The organism is Haladaptatus caseinilyticus, from assembly GCF_026248685.1.
Taxonomy (GTDB): Archaea; Halobacteriota; Halobacteria; order Halobacteriales; family Haladaptataceae; genus Haladaptatus; species Haladaptatus caseinilyticus.
Map to the genome: position 1 here is coordinate 1,784,974 of NZ_CP111036.1, position 19,884 is coordinate 1,804,857.

Genomic DNA, 19,884 nt, shown 5'->3' on the forward strand with positions numbered 1-19,884 from the left:
GTCAGGACGATTCCTGCGATCGAACGAACGCTACTTCGACGTCAGTTTCCTTCCCGGTTCGTCGAGTAATTCGATCATCCACCAGTTGTGCGAGGTCGGGTGGCGGTGTGATTCGTGGATCAACGACGGTTCGAACCTGCACCGGGTTGTCACGATAGAAGTCCAACGATCGATACGTGACGGTCGTTTCGATGAGTTCGTAACTTCCGAACTCGGCCTGTGGTTCGACGAACAATGGCTTCAGCTACATCTGCGAATCCCTTTACCATCCACTAGCGTTTTGTCAACTCGATTGTCTGTCGTCCGCAATCGCTTTTGCTCCCCCTTCCCAACCCCGTGGTATGACGCTGGCGGATAGGGACTGGCGGCTGATTCGAGAGGAGTCGTGGGACGGCCCGCTCAACATGGCACTGGACGAAATCGCGGCCGAAACCGCAGCGGAGGGCGGCCCGCGAACCCTTCGCGTATATCGCTGGGAGCCGAGCACATTGTCGCTCGGTTACCGACAGGAACCGGAAACGGTCGATTGGGAGTTTTGCGAAACCGAAAACATCACCGTCACCCGGCGACCCACCGGTGGTGGCGGCATCTACCACGACAACTACGGGGATATCTCCTATTCCATCATCGCGCCCGCCGATGAACTACCGGGAAACCTGATGGACACGTACGAACTGCTCTGTAACCCTCTCTTCGATGCATTCGATCGGATGGGTATCGACGCGCAGTTCACCGACGAAAAACTCCCCGTCATCCATCAACCCGCGTGTTACCTTCGCGAACTCCATCCCGCACACGACGTAGTAGCGAGGGGGCGAAAAATCAGCGGAAACGCCCAGTACCGCCGGAAAGATGCCGTCATCCAACACGGTTCACTGAAGTTCGCCCTGGACGCCGAGCGCCACCTTTCGACGTTCGCAGAACCGGATACCACGCCGGAGACGTTCCATGAACGCGTGACGACGATAAACGAACAAGTCAGTCTCTCCCGCGAAGATGCCGTCACGGCTGTGGAATCCGCACTTCGGGACTGGGCCGACGCGAGCGGAGGAGAGTGGACTGACGACGAACTGTCTCGGGGACGTGAACACGCCCGTGCCAAATTCGGAAGCGAGGCGTGGACGAAACGGCGCGACGACCCGACTGCGTAATCCAACCTGTCCTGTCGTGTACCATCGGCTCAAAAGCCAACCCGTTCCGGTACAGGACCGTATGCATCTGAATCGCTTCCTGAAACTTCGACAGCGGCGGTAGGTCCATCGTCGGGTCTATCGGGAGATTCCGGTCCGAAATCGTTCGTGCAAAACGATGACGGTACAGAACTGTTCGCAAGGATGACGAAAGCGAGATGGCTTCGACCGTCCCGTCGCTGGTAACGGGTGGGCCACCTCTACTCGGCTGCCCCCTTCCCGACCGACAGGCCACCTGAATCGGACTTTCGCGACTCTCTTGGGGTATCGACATTCGTGTTCGGAAGCGCTTCGAAGTGCATTTGACCCCCGAATTACTAGTCAGCGAATATGCGAGTCGGAGCACACGTGTCCATCTCCAGTTCGAAAGTCTCCAGTGACGAGTCGAAACCGAAGCACGGTAACATCGCCAACGCCGTCTGTCGGCAGGTTACCTTCGGTGGCAACTGCGGGCAGATATTCACGACTTCCCCGCAGGTGTGGAAGGAACCGAACATCAGCGACGAGGAGGCGGAACTGTTCAAGCGGGAAACCGAAGGGAAACTCGACGGACCGTGGGTTATCCACTCCTCGTATCTCGTCAACCTCTGCACGCCGAAGGACGACCTCCGCGCGAAATCCATCGACAGCATGCAAAAGGAAGTCGATGCCGCGGACAAACTCGGCGTCGAGTATGTGAACGTCCATCTCGGCGCACACACTGGCGCAGGCGTCGAAGGCGGACTTGAGAACGCCGCGAGCGCACTCGATGAACTGGACATCCCGGACGGCGTGACGGTGCTCATCGAAAGCGACGCCGGAAGCGGGACGAAACTCGGCGGCGACTTCGAACACCTTGCGCAGGTACTCTCCGAGTCGGAGCAGGACCTGGACGTCTGTATCGACACGGCCCACGCGTTCACGGCGGGTTACGACCTCTCCACCAGCGAGGGTGTCGAGGAGACCATCGAGGAGTTCGACGATGTCGTCGGACTCGAACACCTCGAATGTATCCACCTCAACGATTCGAAACACGAGTGTGGCACGAACAAGGACGAACACGCCCACATCGGCAAGGGCCTCATCGGCGAGGAAGGGATGGAGACGCTCATCAACCATCCCGAACTCGAAGACGTGCCGCTCGTCCTCGAAACGCCGACCGAGAACGGCAAAGGCTTTGCGTGGAATATCGACCGCGTGAAGGAACTCAGGAACAAATAGTCGTCAGCGAACAGCTACACCATATCCGTTTCCACACCGCTTCCCAGTGACCGATTTTTTGTATTGACACGGATCATTATCGATCATGCGTTCGCAGTCCAACGCTCTCTAACTCGTCGGCTTGTTGGCGGTTGTCGTCGGACTCGTTGGCTCCATCGTCTTCGATTGGCGGCTCGATTCGACCGGAAATCCCGTCGTCATGGCATTTACGGTCGGCTGTGTCATCATCGCACTCTTCATGACGATTCGACGATCGATGTACCGTCAGTAAATAGCGACCCGTTTTCAGCCGAACAGGAAACTCAACAGCCACAGCGCGCCCATTCCCGCGGCCAGTGTCGCCAGAATGTCCTCGGTTTTCCACGCGACGAGTATCGCTAATCCCCCCGCGAACAGGCGGAGATTATCGGGTGAGAGTGAAATCGCGCCGTCGGCATAGACGAACTGCGGGACGACCAGCGCGGAAAGCACCGCCGCGGGAACGAATCGAAGCGCCCGTTCGATCCAGTCCGGAATATCGTCCAACCGTCCGAAAAAGGCGATGAACGACACCCGAATCGCGTAGGTCCCGACTCCCGCACCGATGATGATGAGCCATAGCATTTCGGGGGTGAATCCCGTCTGCGCCATCTTAGGCCACCTCCTCGACCAACAACCCGGCGAGAATGCCGACGATTGCGGCGATCACCAGCCCGAGGTTGAACGGGAGTCCCTCGGCGAGGACTGCAGTCGTCCCGCCGACGACCGCGGCCACCGTCGTCGCGCGGTCGGTAACACTCGGGACGAGGACCGCGAGGAAGACGAGCGGGACGGCGAATTCGAGCTTCCAACTCGGGGGGACGCTCGTGCCCAGAAGGATTCCAGCCACGGTGGCGAACTGCCACGCTACCCAGAGCGGGGTTGCGACGCCGAGGTAGTACCATCGCCGGTTCGTCTCGTCGTCGCGTTCGAACCGCATCAGGGAGACGGCATACGCCTGGTCGGTGAGGAAATATGCAAGCCCCGCCTTCCACCGTGCCGACTGCTTGCGGAAGTACGGAGCGATGGAGGCGCTGTACATCATCATCCGGAGATTGATGATGAGGACAGTCAGCACGACGATGGCGGCGGGCACGTTTCGTCCGATGAGGTCTGCCGCGGCGAGTTGGGACGCTCCAGCGAAAATAACGACAGACATAGCGAGCGCTTGTGCGGCCGGTATCCCGGCGCTGACGGCGGCAACCCCCGCGACCATTCCGAACGGAACGATACCGAGAATAATCGGAAGGGAAACCCGAACTCCGGAGAGGAAATCCGCACGTGATGAAGACACTGTCTCATCGTAGGTTCGCTTTCCGGTATCAAGCTTGGTATCTCGGTAAGTCGCGGCTACGTTCCGACCGAGTGGCCCGGAATCACAGACCACCCCGTTTTTCCCGTTCCCCTTCGAAATCGAGATGAGGAATCAAGTGTGCGAGAGTTCTCCGCCGACTATCTGCGACGAACGCGGGACGGGATGTGGGAATCACGCGAGTCCTTGTCCAACCTCCGACTAGACACCCGTGAGCGCGTGCTGGATGTCGGCTGTGGGACGGGTGAACTCGCCCGTGTCCTCGCGGAAGAGACGCCGGGGGAAGTGGTCGGGACGGACGCCGACTCGCAACTGCTGTCCGTCGCCCGGGAACACGTTTCGGTCGTTGCGGGCGATGCTCACCGTCTTCCATTTCCGGACGACAGCTTCGACCTCGTCGTCTGTCAAGCACTGCTCATCAATCTCCCCGACCCGGAACGAGCCGTGCGGGAGTTCGCCCGCGTTTCGTCCAACATCGTCTCGGCGATCGAACCGGATAACTCGGCCGTGTCGGTCGAATCGACGGTTTCCGCGGAAGCGGAACTGGCACGTCGCGCCCGTGAAGCGTACGTCGCCGGTGTGAATACGGACGTGGCTCTCGGCGGCGAGGGAACACGGAACGCTTTCAACGCGATCGGTCTCGACGGCGTTTCGACCCACAAACACCATCACGGGAAAACGGTCGCGCCGCCGTACTCGGCGCGCGACCTCGAGGCCGCGAAGAAAAAAGCCACTGCGGACGCACTCGTCGAGAAACGCGAGACGCTGCTCGAATCACTTTCTCCCGACGAATACGAAAACCTTCGTGCCCGCTGGCGCGAGATGGGTCGGTTGGTCATCGAGCAAATGCAAACGGGCGAGTATCGGCGGGCGGAGGTCGTACCGTTCTACGTTACGACTGGCCGGATATGAACTCGACGCGATCGCCGATCGTCATACACTCGTATATCGAAGTCGATCGAACGATCGAACTGCCAAACGAGTCTTCTGGCTCGGTGTGTCCGAGTAATGAGACGGGACGAAGTCACGACAACCGAATTGCGTGATATTATATACTGAAGCGCGGCCAACCTCGACGTGACCTGAAATCGGTCGCGTGGGTGGTCGAAGCGGTCGTGCGGTGCGCCCCCACGTGAATCGCAAGCATCGCCCGTTAGCCCAACCAACCCCGACGACTATACCACGTCGCCGCGGACAGTCGTGCCTTCCTGTCGCCGTCGGTACGATTCGACCGCTTCTGCGGCCTCGTCGATTTTCTCATCGTCCATTCCGAGCATTTCCAACGCGGCAGGGAGCGTCGGGAAGGCAAACTCGCCTTCCCGTAGTTTACGGAACGCTTCCGTGCTCCGCTGCCCATCGATCCAGAGACAGACTCCGCGCGGGTCAAGGATTTGTTCGTAGGCGTCGCGCGCCATTGCACCCCGCAATCGTTGCGTGACGTTATCCTCGAAACTCGAATTGCAGACTTCGAGATGAACCGGTTCGTCCTCCGGGAGTAGGTGCGCTGCGAGACACTTTTCGGGAGCGGCATAGCCGTTGTCGTTCGCCCGAATCAGGTCCGGATGTTCGTCTGCCCACGCGGCACGTACCGTCTTCCCGATGCCTTTTACCGCGTGAGTATCAACGAACTCCGTTTCGCGGTCGGCATCGTCGCCGCGGAGCAGGATATCCTTCGTTATGTAGACGTCGAGGCGATCGATCGGATCGAGACCGAGCGCTACGTCGCCGAACACCCAGATTTCACGGACAGGGACGGGCATAGTGTCGGTATCGACTGTCTCGACGATTTTCTCGATGTGCTCGATTGCCTCGCTTCGCTCCATCGATTCACGATTCGGGTTTGGCGTGGATAAGTCCGCTGGAACAGCCAGACGACGTTACAATCTCTCATGGTTCTGGACTATAGCGCAGTCTAGCACGTCGAGTACTATTCGAAAGCGTACACGACGTCGCTCGATGCATATGCTACATCGCTCGTCCCGCTCTCATTGACCGCGACGTGTCCCATCTCAGCGCCGGTCTCGAACCGTCGAATTCGGTTCCGTCGTCGGCCGACAGTACGTACACTCGGCTGTCGCTGGCACCGACGTAAATGTCGGTATCCGAAACGTTGGAACTGTATTGATGTCTGACCTCGAGGTGGCGAGCGGTTGCCGGCCTATCTGACCGATTACGAGAGGGTCACGGTGTCCCCGTCATCCTCACATTTGGGTGTCGAATTTCGAAAGGCGAAACAGTCCGACGTACGGTTGAGTTCGTTCGATATCCCTCGTACGACACACCTCCAATTTGCTATCGCGATATCTGGTTTACGACGGAGCGAAACCGTGAAACGGCCCGCGACGAAAACGACACGTAATGGACTGCGATAAGTGCGACCGAGAAGCGGTGATGCATGCGGCCTACTCCGGGCTTCATCTGTGCGAAGACCACTTCTGTCGGTCGGTCGAAAAGCGTCTTCGACGGCGGATCCGTGACGACAATCTCCTCCCCTCGTCCGCAACCCCCGATGATCCCCAGACGTGGCTTATCGGGCTCTCGGGCGGCAAAGACAGCGTCGTTCTCACCCAGATTCTCCACGACACCTTCGCGAACGATCCACGGATCGAACTCGTTGCGCTGACGATTCACGAAGGTATCGAGGGCTACCGTGATGCGAGCTTGGACGCCTGCCTCGAACTCACCGACGACCTCGACATCCGGCACGAAGTCGTCACCTACGAGGACGAGTTCGACGTTCGGATGGACGATGTCGTGGAAAAGGATCCCGAAAGTATGGCCGCCTGTGCCTACTGTGGCGTGTTCCGCCGGGATTTGCTCTCGAAGTACGCAGAAGAATACGAGGCAGATAAACTACTCACGGGGCATAATCTGGACGACGAGGCCGAAACCGCGCTGATGAACTTCCTCGAAGGCGACGTTGCCCAAATCGCCAAACATTTCGATGCGAGTCTCGGAAAGTTCGCGGAAGACGCGCGAGGCGGGTCGGACGAAGACACTTCACCGACGAGAAGCGACCAAGATTCGTTTGTGCCCCGTGCAAAACCGCTTCGAGACGTCCCGGAGAAAGAAGTCGCGCTGTACGCACACTTGGAAGACCTACCTGCACACATCACCGAATGTCCACACTCCAGCGAGGCATATCGGGCCGAAATTCAGGAGCTGATGCTTTCACTGGAGGAAAATCACCCCGGAACGCGCCACTCCATCATGGCCGGGTACGAAGAACTCGCCGCTGTTGCCGCGGACGAATTCGGTGCGGGAGACGGAAAACGGGAACTCAACGAATGTGAACGCTGCGGTGCATCCACGACCCGCGACGTCTGTCGGAAATGCGCGCTCGTGGAATCGATTCACGCGGTATAGCCGAACTGGCGAAGCCTCGCTTTCGATTCCTCGCCGAAGTTTCGTCACCGGAGGGAGATCTCGTCCTCTCGAAGCCAGTATTTGACCAAGGCGAAACGAGCACCGGTTCGAACTCGTCCATGCGTGTTTCACTATTGTAATAGATCAACAGTTATTGTAGCAACGACTGAAACCCTGCCGTTTGTAGCCTCTCCTGCGGTAAAGAAAACTTATTACGACGAACACCAACGCCGAAGATATGCCCTCCAGACGACGGTTCCTCGCGCTTGGTGCGGTTACTGCCATAACCGGGTGTACGACGATTGCCGACGACCCACCCGAGCCAGGGTCGAACCAATCGACGGACCCCGATAGACATATTTACGGCGCGGACGGCGAATAGTCGAGTTTCGGCTGTAACGCTAGTAATACGCGTGCAGTCGCCGACGGAAAAGCTCCCGTCGATGGTGTTTCCGAACGATGGCGGGTCGAGGTTCCACAAACCACGTATCAGGAACCGCTCGTCACCGATAGTCGAGTTTTCGTTCCTACTCCGTCCGCACTCGTCGTCTACGATGCGACTGACGGGGCCGAACTGTGGCGAAAAACTCGCGAGTGCGGTGTCGATACGTATGCGACACCCCTCGTTCGTGGGAAGACCGTCTACGTCAGTGGAAGCGACAGATTGCTCGCGCTGGATGTCGAAACTGGCGGGACGCAGTGGAAACATACGTTCGACGAGAGTGGGAGCGTCAGAACCCCGGCAATGTACGACTCGGGCTGGCTATACGTTCCCGTCGGGGAAACCGTGTACCGAGTCAGTTCGAATACGGGGGAAATCGAATGGTCTCGCGCGCTCTTCGGCGAAATCCTCGGCTCACCCGCGGTTTTTATGGGATATTTCGTCGTACTCGCCACGAAAGCTGGGAAGCTGTATCTTCTCGCCCCGGATGGCACCGGCGAGGGTGAATGGAACCTGCCGGCAGAGCCTCGGGCACCGCCGACCGCGGACGCGGACGGCGTCTACGTCACCTGTATGGACGGAAGGACGTACGGGATGACGATGGAAAACCCACCAAAACTGAACATCGATTGGAAGCGACGGACTGGCTGGGCGGGCGGAGGACTGGCGGTGAAAAAACACCTGTACGCCGCCGGAACGAGGGGACTGCACGCTATCAACCCGGATAACGGTGAACGAGTGTGGAAACACGACATCGGTGACTGGCGGTGGACCGCCCCCGCGCTCGGTCGAGATACGCTGTTCGTGGGTGGAGATAAGTTGTACGCTTTCGACCCGACGCCATCGTTTCGGATTCCGGGAACGGGTCCGAGTCTCCGATTCGAAACATCGTTTCATGGTCGCGTCGGCCCTGGTCCCGTCCTGAACGACGGAGTACTCTACGTCGTTGCGCAGACTGGCGAACGAAAATATCACCTGCTCGCGCTGGAGTAATCCGTCGGTCACCGAGAGAGAAAAGGAGGGGCCGTGAATTATCGAATAACGTCGAGACCGTTGTTCTTCTCTACTTCGTCTCTGCCACCGTCACTTTGGGTGCCAAACGTTTTCTGTTGGACAGCATCGGCGTTGTTACTGGCGTCGTAGGACTGTGCATCCACGTCGCGCATCTTCTGGCGGGAGCGGTCAGCCTGTTTCTGTGTCGATGGGCCGAGCACCTGTGCGCTTTTGACGCCGGTCATGATTGCCATGACTCGGACTTTGCTCTTGTAGTTCTCCTGGATGCGCGCCCCCCAGATGACGTTGGCGCTCGCTTCGAGGCGTTCGGTGATGTTGGCCGCAATGCCCTCTGCTTCTTTGAGCGTGAGGTCCGGTCCCCCCGTGATGTGCACGAGTCCGCCGGAGGCACCGCGATAATCCACGTCGAGAAGCGGGTGGTTCATCGCGTCGCGCACCACTTCCTCGGTCTTGTTTTTGTCCTGTGTCTCACCGACGAGCATCACCGCGACGCCGCCCTGGTTCATGATGGAGGTCATGTCGGCGTAGTCGAGGTTGATGAGGCTTGGCTGTGTGATGGTTTCCGAGATACCTTTCACGGTCTCGGCGATGATCTGGTCCATCACCGAGAATGCCTTGCCGATCGGTAGGTTCGGGACGTAATCGAGGAGTCGGTTGTTGTCGAGGACGATGATGGAGTCCGCCTCGTTGCGAAGTTTCTCCAATCCTTCTTCGGCTTTTACTGTGCGAGCACGCTCGACGTTGAACGGCGTCGAGACCATCCCGACGACGATTGCGCCCTGTTCTTTGGCGATTTTCGCGACAACGGGTGCAGCACCGGTTCCGGTGCCGCCACCCATGCCTGCGGTCACGAAGACGAGGTCGGCATCGCCGAGCACTTCCTTGACCGTTCCCTGTGCCATCTCGGTGGCGCGCTCGCCCATGGAAGGGTCGCCGCCAGCCCCGAGACCGGATGTGAGGGATTTGCCGACGAGGATTTTCGTGTCGGCTTCGATCATTTTCAGGTGCTGTTTGTCGGTATTGATTGCAACCGTGTCAGCACCGTCTACGCCGATGTTGTAGAGCCGATTGATAGTGTTGTTCCCTGCGCCACCGCAACCGACGATGACGATTCGCGGGTCACCGAACTCGTCACCGGTTGCGACGGCATCCATCTCACGCTGTTCGCTTTCGGCGTTCTCCAGTGCTTCTTGGACGATGTCCTGCATCGTTCACACCTTTGCCCAGGTGCGCTTGTTCGTGGTCTCGGTTCCGTTTCCGTCTTGCTCGTTGAGCATGTCACGAACTGCTGCGCGAATCGCTTCGCTTCGATTCGGGAACTCGCCAGTTTCGACCATCTGTTCGACCTCTTCGATTTGCTGTTTTGGAATTCGTAGTGTCACGCGCTCCATAGTTGTATTCCCCTTGTATGGTAAGACGATACACGCGATGCGGTGTTTATCCCGTCTTACGCCGTATTAGCAGCCGAGACGTAGTAATTCGGCCATTTAGTTCGCGGCGTAAGACAATCGTCTTACGTGGAAGTATCCACAGAGGCACAGTATATATAATTAACGGCGATCGTAAAACAATCGTTTTACGCCGAGTCCAAAACGTCTGCCGATGGTGTTCGTCGCCCACACCCGGGGCAGAACGCCCAGTCCGAACGGAGTTCGTCACCACAGTCACAGAACACGCGATGGGCTGCCTTCTCGCCGCAGTTCGGGCAGTAAACGTGGCCCGAATCCAGCGACTCGCCGCACTGCCCGCACGTGTTTCCTGCCTGAGATGTGTCGGCGGTCGTATGACGTGGACGCTCGTCCGTCGTGCTCGCTACCGAATTCCCTTCGCTCGCTCGGACGTTACTACCTTCGACGGTAACGTTCACGTTGATGTCGCGCGCGTTTTCGCTCCCGCGTGGGCCTAGTCGTTGGTCGATAAGGTCGTCTACGCGCTCTGCGACGACTGCATCGAGCGTTCCGTCGTTCTGCTCCGTCGATTCGCTGTGGCCGTCGAGATAGTCGCGGAGTGCTTCGCGCATGACCTCGCTCTTCGATGCATCGAGCGTTTCGAGTCGTTTAACGAGGTCGTCGTCCGCGCGAAATGTTATTTTACTCATGTTGGCCACCTGAATTCGTCTGTATCCCGATACACACAGCCTATCATACTTGAACCTTTCCGTGTGTCCGACACGCGGCCGCGAATAATAATTCTTAAGTCCACAACCCGGTTAGGTGGAAGTGCGTGCCCGCCCTTAGCTCAGACTGGTAGAGCAGTCGACTGTAGATCGACTTGTCCCCCGTTCAAATCGGGGAGGGCGGACTTTTACTGCGAACGACGTGAGCAGTCATACGCACGACTGGGGCGTTTGAGCTTGTGAGTCGCACGCCCGCGCAGCGACGTTCTCGTGAACGAACACGGAGCGAACGGGAACAGGGAAGAGTTCGTCCCCTCCCGTGTGAGCAGGACCGTCTCACAGCGTTCGGGGTGCATCTGCTCCGTTCTGTGCTTCGTGGTCGAGCGAGACGGGGCAGGTCGTTCGTCCGTAAACATTTGGATTTTGGCATCGTCGTCGAGTCGTCCCTCAATTTTCTGTATGAAACTTGCTGCAAACACCTCGTGTATTACACGCTATACGCCCCAGAATACGGCGATTCCGAGGACGGTCGCTATCGACAGCAGTAGTTGGAGCGGCGCGCCTACGCGGAAGTAGTCCGTGAACTTGTATCCGCCCGGACCGTACACGAGCAGGTTCGTCTGATAGCCGATGGGAGTCATGAAGTCGGCGCTGGAAGCGAACGTCACGGCGAGGACGAACGAAAACGGGTCGCCACCGACGCGAGTCGCTGCCTCGACGGCAACCGGTATCATGAGAATGGCGCTCGCGCTGTTGCTGACGACGGCCGTAACGAGGGTAGTGATGACGTAGAACACCCATAGGACACCGATTGCGGGCAGAAAGTCCGCACTCGTCGCTACTACCGCACCGACGAGGTTCGCCGCACCGGTCTCCTCGAACGCGATGCCGAGCGGGATGAGGCCTGCGAGGAGGAAGATGACGTCCCACTCCACCGCGTCATACAACTCTCCCGGCTTCACGATACCCGTCAGTATCATCACGACGACGCCCGCCAATGCAGTCGTGAGAATATCGTACACACCCAGCGCAGCGAACCCGACAACGCCGAGGATGATGGCGATGGCGAGGGGAATCTTCGACCGCTGATAGTCCGGTTCGGCTGCTACCTGCGTGACGATAAAATCGCGGTTCGTAGCCAACCGATTGACGCTGTCTTCCGTTGCTTGTACCAGCAAGGTGTCCCCCCGCCGGAGCGTCGTCCGGTCCATCCGCTCCCGGAGCAGTTCCGCTCCCCGCCTGATCGCAAGAACGTTGGCGTCGTATCGTTCACGAAACGTCGTGCTTTCGAGTGTCTCACCGGTCACCGACGACCACGATGGGAGGACGAGTTCGACGAGCGCTCCGCCTTCCTGCTCCGGTTCGAGTGCCTCCTCGGTTACGGACGAAAACGCGACGAGCGATAGGCCCTCCGTTAACATCAATTCCCGAAGCGACCCGAAATCCGCGCGAACGACCAACACGTCTCCCGGTCGAGCCGTTTTCCTCATTAGCGGTTCTATGAACGTCTCATCGTCTCTGATAAGCGAAACGACATCCACGTCGAGTTCGATTTCGGAGAGGGTTTCGTCGATGGTTCGACCGACGAACGCCGAGTCCTCGCCGACGACGACCTCGGTCAAATACGGCGACAGTTCGTACTCCTCTAAAATGTCTTCCTCCGGAAGCACTCGTTCTGGGATGAGTCGCTGGCCGATGGTCATCAGATAGACCGTTCCCACGACGAAAACGACGATTCCGAGTTTCGTGAATTCGAACATCGAAAACGCGTGGAGGGAGGGGTACTGGCGCCCGAGACGTGCGGCGACGCTGCTGGCAATGAGGTTCGTCGACGTGCCGATGAGCGTGAGCATACCGCCGACCATCGCCGCATACGAAAGCGGGATAAGCAGTTTCGACGGTGACGTCCGTCCGCGATTTGCGAGGTCGGAAACGACTGGAATGAGCATGGCGACGATCGGCGTATTGTTGAGTACGCCCGACGGAATACCCGCGAATGCGAGAACGGAAGCGAGCTGTTTTCGCTCGTCGGTGCCCGCGAACGACGCCATTCGTTCGCCGAGTTCCTGTACGACTCCAGTTTGGCTCACCCCGTAACTCAAGACGAGCATCGCTAGGACGGTGATCGTCGCGTCGTTCGAAAACCCCGATATGCCCTCTTCAGGAGAAATTCCCGTCCATGGGCCGAGGAGGATGAGGACGACCATGACGATAATGGCGGTAATGTCGGGAGGAAACGTCTCCGTCGCGAACAGAACGAAAGTCGCCACTGCGATACCGAAAACGACGACCATCTCCAGCGTGAGTTCCGGAATCGCCGACCCGGTTTGGACCGCGAGGTCGGGAATGAGCATCCGAACGGAACACGTCGCCCAACCAGTAAAGAATATCCTGCGAAACGTGAGTAGGCTCGGCCTTCTCGCCGAGTAAGGACGTGATTCGTCCGTAATAGTATGCGTGGAGCAGGTTTCCGCCACGTGAAGGCTTTTACTCTGCACCTGTGAACGCTCCGGTATGAGTACACGACTTCCCGATTCCGAGTTCGACCACCGTCTCGCCGAGGTGCGAGAAAAGATTCGTGAACGGGATGCGGACGCTGGGGTCTGGTTCGGCGCCACGAGCATCGAATATCTTACCGGCTTCGACCACATCCAAACCGAGCGACCGGTCGTGTTGGCCGTCACTGACGACCGAATCGAAATCACGGTTCCGAGACTCGAAGTCGAGCGGGTACGACCGAACCCACGAATCGATGCGGTGCATCACTACTTCGATTATCCCGGCGGCAAACCGATCGACGTCGCTGCCGAGATGCTTTCGGGGCTTGACGTGAGGACCGTCGTTGCGGACGCGGACGGCGCGCCGGGTGTGATGGGGTACGATGGTCCCGCACTCTCCGAGTTCATCGAAGTCGAATCCCAAAGTTGGGTAGATCGGATGCGGTGGGCAAAAACGGATGCCGAAATCGACCTCATCCGAGAGTCGGCGAAGTGGGGAAATCTCGCTCACCGGTATCTCGCCGACTACACCGAACCCGGAGCACACCCAGCAACCGTCAGCCAGCAGGCTTCGACGGATGCATCTCGCGCGATGCTGGATACGCTCGGTGACACGTATGTACCGCGCACGCGCGGCGACGGTCCGGCCTATGCAGGTTACATTTCCGGCCCGCAGACCGCTCTCCCCCACGGACACACCGCGAACCGTCGAATCGAGGAGGGGGACGTCCTGATCACGGGTGCTGCCGCGAACGTCGATGGCTACTACTCCGAACTGGAGCGGACCATGTTCGTCGGTGAACCGACCGACGAACAGGAACAGTACTTCGAACTGATGTTGGAGTCCCAGACCATCGCTATCGACGCACTCGGTCCGGGCGTCCCATTGTCTTACGTCGACCAGCAAGTGTGGGACTATTTCGAGGAGCAAGGCGTTACCGACCTGGCACAGCACCACGTCGGGCACAATATCGGCATGGGCGGGCACGAACCGCCGTACATCGACCGAGGATGGAGCGACCACGTCGATGACCGCGACGCCGAGATGGAACCCGGCCACGTGTACACCATCGAACCTGGACTCTACACCGACACCTACGGCTATCGCCACTCCGATACGATTGCCATCACCGAGGACGGCACGGAAATGCTAACTTACTTCCCGCGTGACCTGGAGAGCAACGTCATCACGTGGTAAGCAACCGTTTCTGCGGGTGATTCACCGCCACCCAATTGTCGGCTACCGTCGTACCTGAGTTACGCGCCGTGGGGGATGTTCGGAGTTTTGATTCCGCCTGTTTCCGCCCCGTTCGCTCCGAGAAAACCGAATATTTCCCCGTATTCGGCCGAAAACGTGGGGGTTTGGACTCCGCGAACGTCCCCGTAGTATTTTGTCAACCGCTCGACTGTGATCGGTTCCGTTATGGACACGGGACGGAGAACGCCTCCGAGGGGCGTATAGTGTTCGCCGGGAACGTTTCACCACGACCGATAACACCACACCCCGAACCCTTATTTTTGGTCGGAACGTTCGTCTTACTAATGGCTTCTCGTCTCGAATTTCGAAATCGGACGGGGGAGGATTCGGCGACACAAGACGTGCAGTTCACCGAATGGCTCGCAGAACTGAAAACCAGCGGCAGCAATCTCCTCGTTACTGGTGACGTGCCAAAAGAGACGAGTGCCGGCTTCAGTCGGACGCTCTTCGGGCAGGGACGACGGTCGCGCCTTCTCGCACTCACGAATCCCACCACGCTCGATGCCGGGTCCTATCTTCCGGTCCACCCGACCACCGGAAATACACGGATTTTCGACCGGCGGACCGAACACCGGGGTACGACGAGCGACAGCGTAAACGAACGCGTTTCCGACCTCGACCGAGAGACGCTCCGCTCGGAGTTGATCTCAGCCATCAGTCGATTCGACGATGAAAATGGTGGGTTTGCTCCCGCCGAACTCCGACTTGGTATCGACTCGATCGATATGCTCACCGGAGGAGAGGACATCGTTTCGTTCTCTCAATTCCTTCGCGGTCTCACAGCCATCGTTCGCGGTGTGAACGGAATGGCACACTACCACGTCCGCGTGCCTGACGACGACCAGCTCGTAGAGGATCTGTCACCCCTGTTCGATGCACGCATCGAACTTCGAAAACGTCCCGGGGTGGCAGAACAGCGCTGGCACGTTCCCGATCTCGATGAGACCACATACTGGGTACAACTATCATAAAAGATACACATATTTCATCCATGGAGTTTCGGCGGCATCCTAACCGGGACGGTCTCGATATCTATGACCCCATCGAGAACGTTCGGTTTGCGCTGTTGACGTCCGACCCAGTCCAGCCGACAGCCATAGCGACCGAGACGTTCTATTTTCCGGTCGATGCGGCCGTCACGATCGAAACCGCGACAGTGGAAGTCCCGAAACTGCTACCGGTTACGATTCGAACACAGGACGGTCGGATGGTCGCAGAAACCTCCGACGGGGGTAATCAAACCATCGGGCCCGGACGCTATCTGATCGAGTTAAGCACAGCGCCGATGAAACTGTACGTCGCGGCCGAGAGCGCGTTCAAACTCGAACAGCAAGACGCCACTGTCGTCCTCGATTTCGGCTCGAAAGCGACCGTTCGCGTCGGTGCACGCTCCTATCACGACCGCCCTGCAGGAACGATAACGGTCACTGACAACGTGCGTGACCTGATGCGCGCGATGTCGCTATCCGGTTCGGCACTGAAGACGACGAGTCCTGAACGGTCGTTCCCGACGCTCCGCGGGCACCCGCCGCTTATCGAGCGCGGCGACGAATTCTCGGCACCGACAGGAATTCGTTCGCCGGATACGGGTGTCGAGTTGGTCGTTCCACCGGACAGAGAGCACGTCTATCCGCTGGCGTCGCTTGCATACTACCTCGGTGCGGACGTCGTTCCGGGATGTAGCCCACGCCTCGTCGCGGGGGAGTTCGAGTACGAACTGACCGGTCCGGATGGGTATGTAAACGCCGTCAATCGGGTTCTTCGACAGACGTTTTTCCTCGACTGTCTCACTCGAACTGAGGGATTTTATCGAGTCGACCTTCACGAACGCCAGCAGATCGAACCGCTGGTCGAGATAGATTTTTCGGCACTCTACGACGCGTCACTGACTGAACGTCTTGCGACCCATCTATCGGTTCCGTTCGAGACGCTCGAACCTCATATCCCGAACTGGCGGCTCGGCGTTGACCTCACCCCGACGGTCGAAAACATCGAGTACATCCCGTATCTTGCGAATAACGTCGCCCTGGTTCGGATACCCGATACCCCGAACCCGAAATCGGTCAAGCCGATGTCGGATGCACAAAGCGAATTCTTCCGTTCACCCCCGGCCGGCGCGATGCTACGCGGGTCGGACGGATGGGACGAAGTGGACAACCAAGACGTGTTTCAGGTCGATCCGATGATGAACGTAATCGAACAGGCTTGGGCCGGACCGGGATTCCCGCTCGAGGTCAACAAACTCGACCTGTCCGCGCTCCGAAGAGGGGTCGACCGGACCCCCTCCTCGGACACTATCGACATCCACGTCGTCTGCAACGACGATAAAATGCAGGACGAGGACGTGGTAAAGGAGTTCTACGGGTCGCGTGAGTTCCTCGATTTCGACGTCACTGGTCACTACGACCTCTCGTGTGACGAACTCAGGGACCTGCTCGCCGTGGAGTCGGATTTCCTCCACTACATCGGCCACATCGACGACCGGGGGTTTCTGTGCTCCGACGGGTCGCTCGATGCTCGGTCGCTCTCGGACGTCGGCGTGACGGCGTTCCTCTTGAACGCTTGTGAATCATACCAACAGGGGTACGAACTCGTCAAAAAGGGAAGCCGTGGCGGCGTCGCCACGCTCTCGCCGGTCGGTAACCCGTCAGCGACAGACCTCGGTAAAACACTGGCACGACTCCTGAATTGCGGGTTTCCGCTTCGCTCGGCGCTATTGATTGCGCGTCGCCACTCGGTATATGGCTACCAGTACACAGTAATTGGCGATGGTGGGTTGTCGCTTGTACAGTGTGAAAGTGGGATTCCGTTTCATTTCGTCGTTGAACGGATCGGCGATGACCGATTTGAAGTAGAAGTCAACACATATCCAACGGATCTACAGGGATTCGGAACGCTTGCCAACCTTCCTCGAGACCGATCCCACAAGCAGTATATCGCGTCTGCACCACTGACGACCGTCGTTTTAACCTCGGATGAACTCGACCAACGGTTTTCGTTCGAAGTCGCCCCCGTCGAGGTTGAAAATTGTCTTTATTGGTGCAATGAACTCAAAATATCGGATTTCGAGTAGCTATGGGCCGGGATACGTTCCAGCCAAAGCGCTACCCGCTTGCGTTAGTAGCACGCTGAGTGTGAACAGTGCGCCGATCATTCGTGGGTTCTGTGCGAGCCCTTTTGCATCATCTTGTGACATTGCAACTAATACATGTGGTTCTTCTTTCTTATATTTAATTTAATAATACGGACTAAAAATTAATTATAGTAAATAATTAATGAATAGTGTCAATTTGCCTTGCGGAATTTCACTGCGCGAAACCGCCGATAACGTCCGAGAGCGGGTCATTGAGTTCGTACAGGACGGCGTCGATGTCCTCAGAGAGTCGGCGCAGGAGTTGTACATGCACCGTCGAAGCAAGCGTGTATCCGGATACGTCGCGTTGAAGCATTCGTCCGGGTTGTCCGCGAGTACTGCGAGAAATTTTACGCGTGCGGAATAGACGAACACTCGTGTGAGTGGCGGTGTGGTGAGCTCGTCCTGCGGAGTACCCATTTGGTATGGTATCGCATGTTTGTTTCGAAACTATATCGGATCCATCTCGATACAACCCATTTTAATATACGTCCGACTAAACGATAAATTTTTAGTCAAAGTAAGTTGTAGATGGCGGTGGGATGCACGAGAAACGAATGAACGACCGATTCGTACGCACGGCTCTCACACTGGTCACCACCGTTCGACCAGTGTGAGAGCATTTCGATGCGGACTGCGACACCCTCCCCCACTCGCGTCGCCGTCGGTCGCTTCGGCGTGCGTCCCTACCCTATCGCTGGACGAGATAACTCCGAACCTTCGGATTTTCCCCGCTGACAATCGGTGTGTCGTTCGTTTCTACGAGTACGGTCGATACACATCGCCTCCACTCGTCACGTACGTCTGTGGACGGTTTTCCGAACTCTCGAAGTGGATGATTTTTTAACGAATGGCGAGAGGAGTATTGAACAATGGTCGAGGCGTTTGCGGTCGCGAGCGGCAAAGGCGGGACTGGAAAGACCACGAGTACGCTTTCGCTCGGAATGGCGCTGGCAGAGGAGTACGATGTAACAGTGGTCGATGCTGATACGGGAATGGCGAATCTCCTGTTCCACGCGGGTCTTACCGATGTAGAAACGACACTCCACGATCTCCTCATCGAAGGGAGCGACGCGGCGGTCGAAGATGCGGTTTACGAGCAGTTCGGGATGCGTGTCGTGCCGTGTGGCACGAGTCTCTCCGCATTCGAGCGTGCCGACCCGGATCGACTGCAAGATGTGGTTGCTGAACTCGCGTCGAAAACGGACGTGCTGTTACTCGATTCGCCCGCAGCCCTCGGGAGCAAGAGTGCAATTCTTCCGATCGTCCTCGCCGACCGTATCGTCGTCGTTCTCCAACCCACGATTCCGTCGCTCAGCGACGGTCTGAAGGTCCAAGAGTATGCTCGTTCTTACGGAACCGGGACCGCAGGTGTGCTGTTCAACAAGGTCCACGCCGACGAGAACGTGGCCGCGATTGCAGAGAAAAGCGAGCGCTACTTCGACGGGCCAACGCTCGCCAAGGTTCCGGACGACGACGCGGCACGTGCGGCACGACAGGCGGGAAAACCGCTCCTCGCACATGCGCCCGAAAGCCCAGCGGCACGAGCATATCGAGATGCCGCTGCCAGCCTCGACGTTCGGTCGGGTGAATCGACCGCCGTCGCGGAGCGCTTTCGGAGCGCGGTCATCCCCGATTCGCCATGATGCAGTTGGGTGGCGAACTCGTCCGGTCCCGAGTCGTTAGTGACCCTGCAACGGCGCTATCGACCGTCCTAGAGCGACGCTTGACAGGATACGCCGTCTTCGAACCACAGGATACCCTCCTCCTGGATGCTGATGGTCATGGAATCATTACGTTCGAAGCGGGCGTTCCAGTCTTTGCGTACCATACCGGAACTGGTCGCGGTGGCCCCCCGGCGTTGGCTGACCTCGCCGTCCCCGGACCGTACAGTATCGATCTTTTTCGGCTTCGTTCGGACGAACTCGACCACGTCGGTGCGAACGGTAATCGTCGAGTTCCCCCCGGAATGCCCGCCGAGCGACTGGCGGGCGACCCGGAACTGGCATCGCGGACACGAAAATGTGCGCCCATCGACCGACAGCAAGCGTTACCCGACGACGAGGGAGATAGTCCAGTCAGTGCGGTGGAGGCGTTTCTCGAAGACGAAGAGAAAATCGATGCGATTCGAAAACAGGCGCGCGAAGAAGCCAAACGCCGCGCCGAGGAGTGGGGATTGGACAGTCAGTTAGGCACATAAGCAAGCGATCGTGTTCGTTCGAAGGGAGAAGGTATAGGTACCTCAATCGAGTGACTGAAAACGGATGCAGATTCCCGGGAATCTCCTCGGCCCGGCGCTCGACTCGCTCACACTCAACGTTGCCATTCTGGATTCGG

Annotated in this window: 22 protein-coding genes, 1 tRNA gene and 2 pseudogenes; 13 read left to right on the forward strand and 12 right to left on the reverse strand. The window is 58.2% G+C overall.

Going from position 1 to position 19,884, the window contains the following annotated elements; genetic code table 11:
• Position 1: 1 nt before the first annotated feature.
• The gene (locus tag OOF89_RS09675; protein ID WP_266075579.1) at positions 2-235 is read right to left on the reverse strand and encodes a hypothetical protein; all 234 of its coding nucleotides are present in this window, start codon (positions 233-235) and stop codon (positions 2-4) included.
• A 106-nt stretch (positions 236-341) separates the two neighbouring features.
• Here OOF89_RS09675 and OOF89_RS09680 point away from each other — a divergent pair, with 106 nt between their 5' ends.
• The 3 genes from OOF89_RS09680 to OOF89_RS09690 all read left to right on the forward strand — a co-directional run bounded on the left by OOF89_RS09680 (position 342) and on the right by OOF89_RS09690 (position 2,661).
• Positions 342-1,151 carry a lipoate--protein ligase family protein gene (locus OOF89_RS09680; RefSeq protein WP_266075581.1) on the forward strand — a complete coding sequence of 270 codons (810 nt, stop codon included), beginning with the start codon at positions 342-344 and terminating at the stop codon, positions 1,149-1,151.
• A 369-nt stretch (positions 1,152-1,520) separates the two neighbouring features.
• The gene (locus OOF89_RS09685) at positions 1,521-2,390 is read left to right on the forward strand and encodes a deoxyribonuclease IV (RefSeq protein ID WP_266075583.1); all 870 of its coding nucleotides are present in this window, start codon (positions 1,521-1,523) and stop codon (positions 2,388-2,390) included.
• Between the two features lie 124 nt (positions 2,391-2,514).
• Positions 2,515-2,661: a hypothetical protein gene (locus OOF89_RS09690; protein ID WP_266075585.1), complete on the forward strand. Its 147-nt coding sequence runs from the start codon at positions 2,515-2,517 to the stop codon at positions 2,659-2,661.
• A 14-nt stretch (positions 2,662-2,675) separates the two neighbouring features.
• Here the strand turns inward: OOF89_RS09690 and OOF89_RS09695 are convergent, their stop codons facing one another.
• Positions 2,676-3,020 (reverse strand): AzlD domain-containing protein, encoded by a 345-nt coding sequence (locus OOF89_RS09695; RefSeq protein WP_266075586.1) that lies wholly within the window; start codon positions 3,018-3,020, stop codon positions 2,676-2,678.
• A gap of 1 nt (position 3,021) precedes the next feature.
• Positions 3,022-3,702 carry an AzlC family ABC transporter permease gene (locus tag OOF89_RS09700; protein ID WP_266075588.1) on the reverse strand — a complete coding sequence of 227 codons (681 nt, stop codon included), beginning with the start codon at positions 3,700-3,702 and terminating at the stop codon, positions 3,022-3,024.
• A 138-nt stretch (positions 3,703-3,840) separates the two neighbouring features.
• On the opposite strand from OOF89_RS09700, the gene OOF89_RS09705 reads away from it, so the two are divergent.
• The gene (locus OOF89_RS09705) at positions 3,841-4,632 is read left to right on the forward strand and encodes a class I SAM-dependent methyltransferase (RefSeq protein ID WP_266075590.1); all 792 of its coding nucleotides are present in this window, start codon (positions 3,841-3,843) and stop codon (positions 4,630-4,632) included.
• 263 nt (positions 4,633-4,895) lie between these two features.
• Here OOF89_RS09705 and OOF89_RS09710 read toward each other — a convergent pair whose 3' ends face one another.
• Entirely contained in the window at positions 4,896-5,543 is a 648-nt protein-coding gene (locus OOF89_RS09710) for a DUF7095 family protein (RefSeq protein ID WP_266075592.1), read from the reverse strand.
• A 535-nt stretch (positions 5,544-6,078) separates the two neighbouring features.
• Here OOF89_RS09710 and ncsA point away from each other — a divergent pair.
• From ncsA to OOF89_RS24615, 3 genes and pseudogenes are all read left to right on the forward strand, one after another.
• Positions 6,079-7,086 (forward strand): tRNA 2-thiolation protein NcsA, encoded by a 1,008-nt coding sequence (gene ncsA, locus OOF89_RS09715; RefSeq protein ID WP_266075593.1) that lies wholly within the window; start codon positions 6,079-6,081, stop codon positions 7,084-7,086.
• A gap of 238 nt (positions 7,087-7,324) precedes the next feature.
• A complete protein-coding gene (locus tag OOF89_RS09720; RefSeq protein WP_266075595.1) occupies positions 7,325-7,468 on the forward strand; it encodes a hypothetical protein in 144 nt (47 codons plus the stop codon).
• 84 nt (positions 7,469-7,552) lie between these two features.
• Positions 7,553-8,521: pseudogene (locus tag OOF89_RS24615) on the forward strand (outer membrane protein assembly factor BamB family protein); the annotation flags it as partial.
• A 38-nt stretch (positions 8,522-8,559) separates the two neighbouring features.
• Here OOF89_RS24615 and ftsZ read toward each other — a convergent pair.
• The 3 genes from ftsZ to OOF89_RS09745 all read right to left on the reverse strand — a co-directional run bounded on the left by ftsZ (position 8,560) and on the right by OOF89_RS09745 (position 10,640).
• Complete coding sequence (gene ftsZ, locus OOF89_RS09735; RefSeq protein WP_266075597.1) at positions 8,560-9,750, reverse strand: cell division protein FtsZ; 1,191 nt, start codon at positions 9,748-9,750, stop codon at positions 8,560-8,562.
• 3 nt (positions 9,751-9,753) lie between these two features.
• A complete protein-coding gene (locus OOF89_RS09740; protein ID WP_266075598.1) occupies positions 9,754-9,933 on the reverse strand; it encodes a ribbon-helix-helix domain-containing protein in 180 nt (59 codons plus the stop codon).
• Positions 9,934-10,118: 185 nt separating this feature from the next.
• Positions 10,119-10,640 carry a double zinc ribbon domain-containing protein gene (locus OOF89_RS09745; RefSeq protein WP_266075599.1) on the reverse strand — a complete coding sequence of 174 codons (522 nt, stop codon included), beginning with the start codon at positions 10,638-10,640 and terminating at the stop codon, positions 10,119-10,121.
• 129 nt (positions 10,641-10,769) lie between these two features.
• Here OOF89_RS09745 and OOF89_RS09750 point away from each other — a divergent pair.
• A tRNA-Tyr gene (locus tag OOF89_RS09750) sits at positions 10,770-10,843 on the forward strand.
• Between the two features lie 309 nt (positions 10,844-11,152).
• On the opposite strand, the gene OOF89_RS09755 is transcribed toward OOF89_RS09750, so the two are convergent.
• Positions 11,153-13,012, reverse strand: a complete 1,860-nt coding sequence (locus OOF89_RS09755) for an SLC13 family permease (protein WP_407661560.1) — start codon at positions 13,010-13,012, stop codon at positions 11,153-11,155.
• Between the two features lie 160 nt (positions 13,013-13,172).
• Here OOF89_RS09755 and OOF89_RS09760 point away from each other — a divergent pair, with 160 nt between their 5' ends.
• Positions 13,173-14,354, forward strand: a complete 1,182-nt coding sequence (locus tag OOF89_RS09760; protein WP_266075600.1) for a M24 family metallopeptidase — start codon at positions 13,173-13,175, stop codon at positions 14,352-14,354.
• 104 nt (positions 14,355-14,458) lie between these two features.
• On the opposite strand, the pseudogene OOF89_RS24620 reads toward OOF89_RS09760, so the two are convergent.
• Positions 14,459-14,587, reverse strand: a pseudogene (locus tag OOF89_RS24620) (ABC transporter ATP-binding protein); the annotation flags it as partial.
• 111 nt (positions 14,588-14,698) lie between these two features.
• On the opposite strand from OOF89_RS24620, the gene OOF89_RS09765 reads away from it, so the two are divergent.
• The gene (locus tag OOF89_RS09765) at positions 14,699-15,385 is read left to right on the forward strand and encodes a DUF7504 family protein (protein ID WP_266075602.1); all 687 of its coding nucleotides are present in this window, start codon (positions 14,699-14,701) and stop codon (positions 15,383-15,385) included.
• Between the two features lie 20 nt (positions 15,386-15,405).
• On the forward strand, positions 15,406-17,487 hold the full coding sequence (locus tag OOF89_RS09770; protein ID WP_266075604.1) for a hypothetical protein: 2,082 nt from the start codon (positions 15,406-15,408) through the stop codon (positions 17,485-17,487).
• Here the strand turns inward: OOF89_RS09770 and OOF89_RS09775 are convergent, their stop codons facing one another.
• The 3 genes from OOF89_RS09775 to OOF89_RS09785 all read right to left on the reverse strand — a co-directional run bounded on the left by OOF89_RS09775 (position 17,488) and on the right by OOF89_RS09785 (position 18,200).
• Positions 17,488-17,610 carry a DUF7503 family protein gene (locus tag OOF89_RS09775; RefSeq protein WP_266075605.1) on the reverse strand — a complete coding sequence of 41 codons (123 nt, stop codon included), beginning with the start codon at positions 17,608-17,610 and terminating at the stop codon, positions 17,488-17,490.
• A 109-nt stretch (positions 17,611-17,719) separates the two neighbouring features.
• Positions 17,720-17,863: a hypothetical protein gene (locus OOF89_RS09780; RefSeq protein WP_266075608.1), complete on the reverse strand. Its 144-nt coding sequence runs from the start codon at positions 17,861-17,863 to the stop codon at positions 17,720-17,722.
• 199 nt (positions 17,864-18,062) lie between these two features.
• Positions 18,063-18,200, reverse strand: a complete 138-nt coding sequence (locus OOF89_RS09785; protein WP_266075610.1) for a hypothetical protein — start codon at positions 18,198-18,200, stop codon at positions 18,063-18,065.
• 219 nt (positions 18,201-18,419) lie between these two features.
• Between OOF89_RS09785 and OOF89_RS09790 the strand changes: the two genes are divergently transcribed.
• The gene (locus tag OOF89_RS09790) at positions 18,420-19,193 is read left to right on the forward strand and encodes a nucleotide-binding protein (RefSeq protein WP_266075613.1); all 774 of its coding nucleotides are present in this window, start codon (positions 18,420-18,422) and stop codon (positions 19,191-19,193) included.
• Complete coding sequence (locus OOF89_RS09795) at positions 19,190-19,747, forward strand: hypothetical protein (RefSeq protein WP_266075614.1); 558 nt, start codon at positions 19,190-19,192, stop codon at positions 19,745-19,747. Before OOF89_RS09790 ends, OOF89_RS09795 begins: the two co-directional genes overlap by 4 nt.
• Positions 19,748-19,884 lie beyond the last annotated feature (137 nt).

Excerpts from the sequence above, each read along its gene's own strand:
- ftsZ (WP_266075597.1), bottom strand. The coding sequence starts at position 9,750 with ATGCAGGACATCGTCCAAGAAGCACTGGAGAACGCCGAAAGCGAACAG.
- OOF89_RS09680 (WP_266075581.1), top strand. The coding sequence starts at position 342 with ATGACGCTGGCGGATAGGGACTGGCGGCTGATTCGAGAGGAGTCGTGG.
- OOF89_RS09770 (WP_266075604.1), top strand. The coding sequence starts at position 15,406 with ATGGAGTTTCGGCGGCATCCTAACCGGGACGGTCTCGATATCTATGAC.
- OOF89_RS09695 (WP_266075586.1), bottom strand. The coding sequence starts at position 3,020 with ATGGCGCAGACGGGATTCACCCCCGAAATGCTATGGCTCATCATCATC.
- OOF89_RS09780 (WP_266075608.1), bottom strand. The coding sequence starts at position 17,863 with ATGCTTCAACGCGACGTATCCGGATACACGCTTGCTTCGACGGTGCAT.
- OOF89_RS09755 (WP_407661560.1), bottom strand. The coding sequence starts at position 13,012 with ATGCTCATTCCCGACCTCGCGGTCCAAACCGGGTCGGCGATTCCGGAA.
- ncsA (WP_266075593.1), top strand. The coding sequence starts at position 6,079 with ATGGACTGCGATAAGTGCGACCGAGAAGCGGTGATGCATGCGGCCTAC.
- OOF89_RS09740 (WP_266075598.1), bottom strand. The coding sequence starts at position 9,933 with ATGGAGCGCGTGACACTACGAATTCCAAAACAGCAAATCGAAGAGGTC.
- OOF89_RS09685 (WP_266075583.1), top strand. The coding sequence starts at position 1,521 with ATGCGAGTCGGAGCACACGTGTCCATCTCCAGTTCGAAAGTCTCCAGT.
- OOF89_RS09795 (WP_266075614.1), top strand. The coding sequence starts at position 19,190 with ATGATGCAGTTGGGTGGCGAACTCGTCCGGTCCCGAGTCGTTAGTGAC.
- OOF89_RS09775 (WP_266075605.1), bottom strand. The coding sequence starts at position 17,610 with ATGTCACAAGATGATGCAAAAGGGCTCGCACAGAACCCACGAATGATC.
- OOF89_RS09745 (WP_266075599.1), bottom strand. The coding sequence starts at position 10,640 with ATGAGTAAAATAACATTTCGCGCGGACGACGACCTCGTTAAACGACTC.
- OOF89_RS09710 (WP_266075592.1), bottom strand. The coding sequence starts at position 5,543 with ATGGAGCGAAGCGAGGCAATCGAGCACATCGAGAAAATCGTCGAGACA.
- OOF89_RS09760 (WP_266075600.1), top strand. The coding sequence starts at position 13,173 with ATGAGTACACGACTTCCCGATTCCGAGTTCGACCACCGTCTCGCCGAG.
- OOF89_RS09790 (WP_266075613.1), top strand. The coding sequence starts at position 18,420 with ATGGTCGAGGCGTTTGCGGTCGCGAGCGGCAAAGGCGGGACTGGAAAG.
- OOF89_RS09765 (WP_266075602.1), top strand. The coding sequence starts at position 14,699 with ATGGCTTCTCGTCTCGAATTTCGAAATCGGACGGGGGAGGATTCGGCG.
- OOF89_RS09720 (WP_266075595.1), top strand. The coding sequence starts at position 7,325 with ATGCCCTCCAGACGACGGTTCCTCGCGCTTGGTGCGGTTACTGCCATA.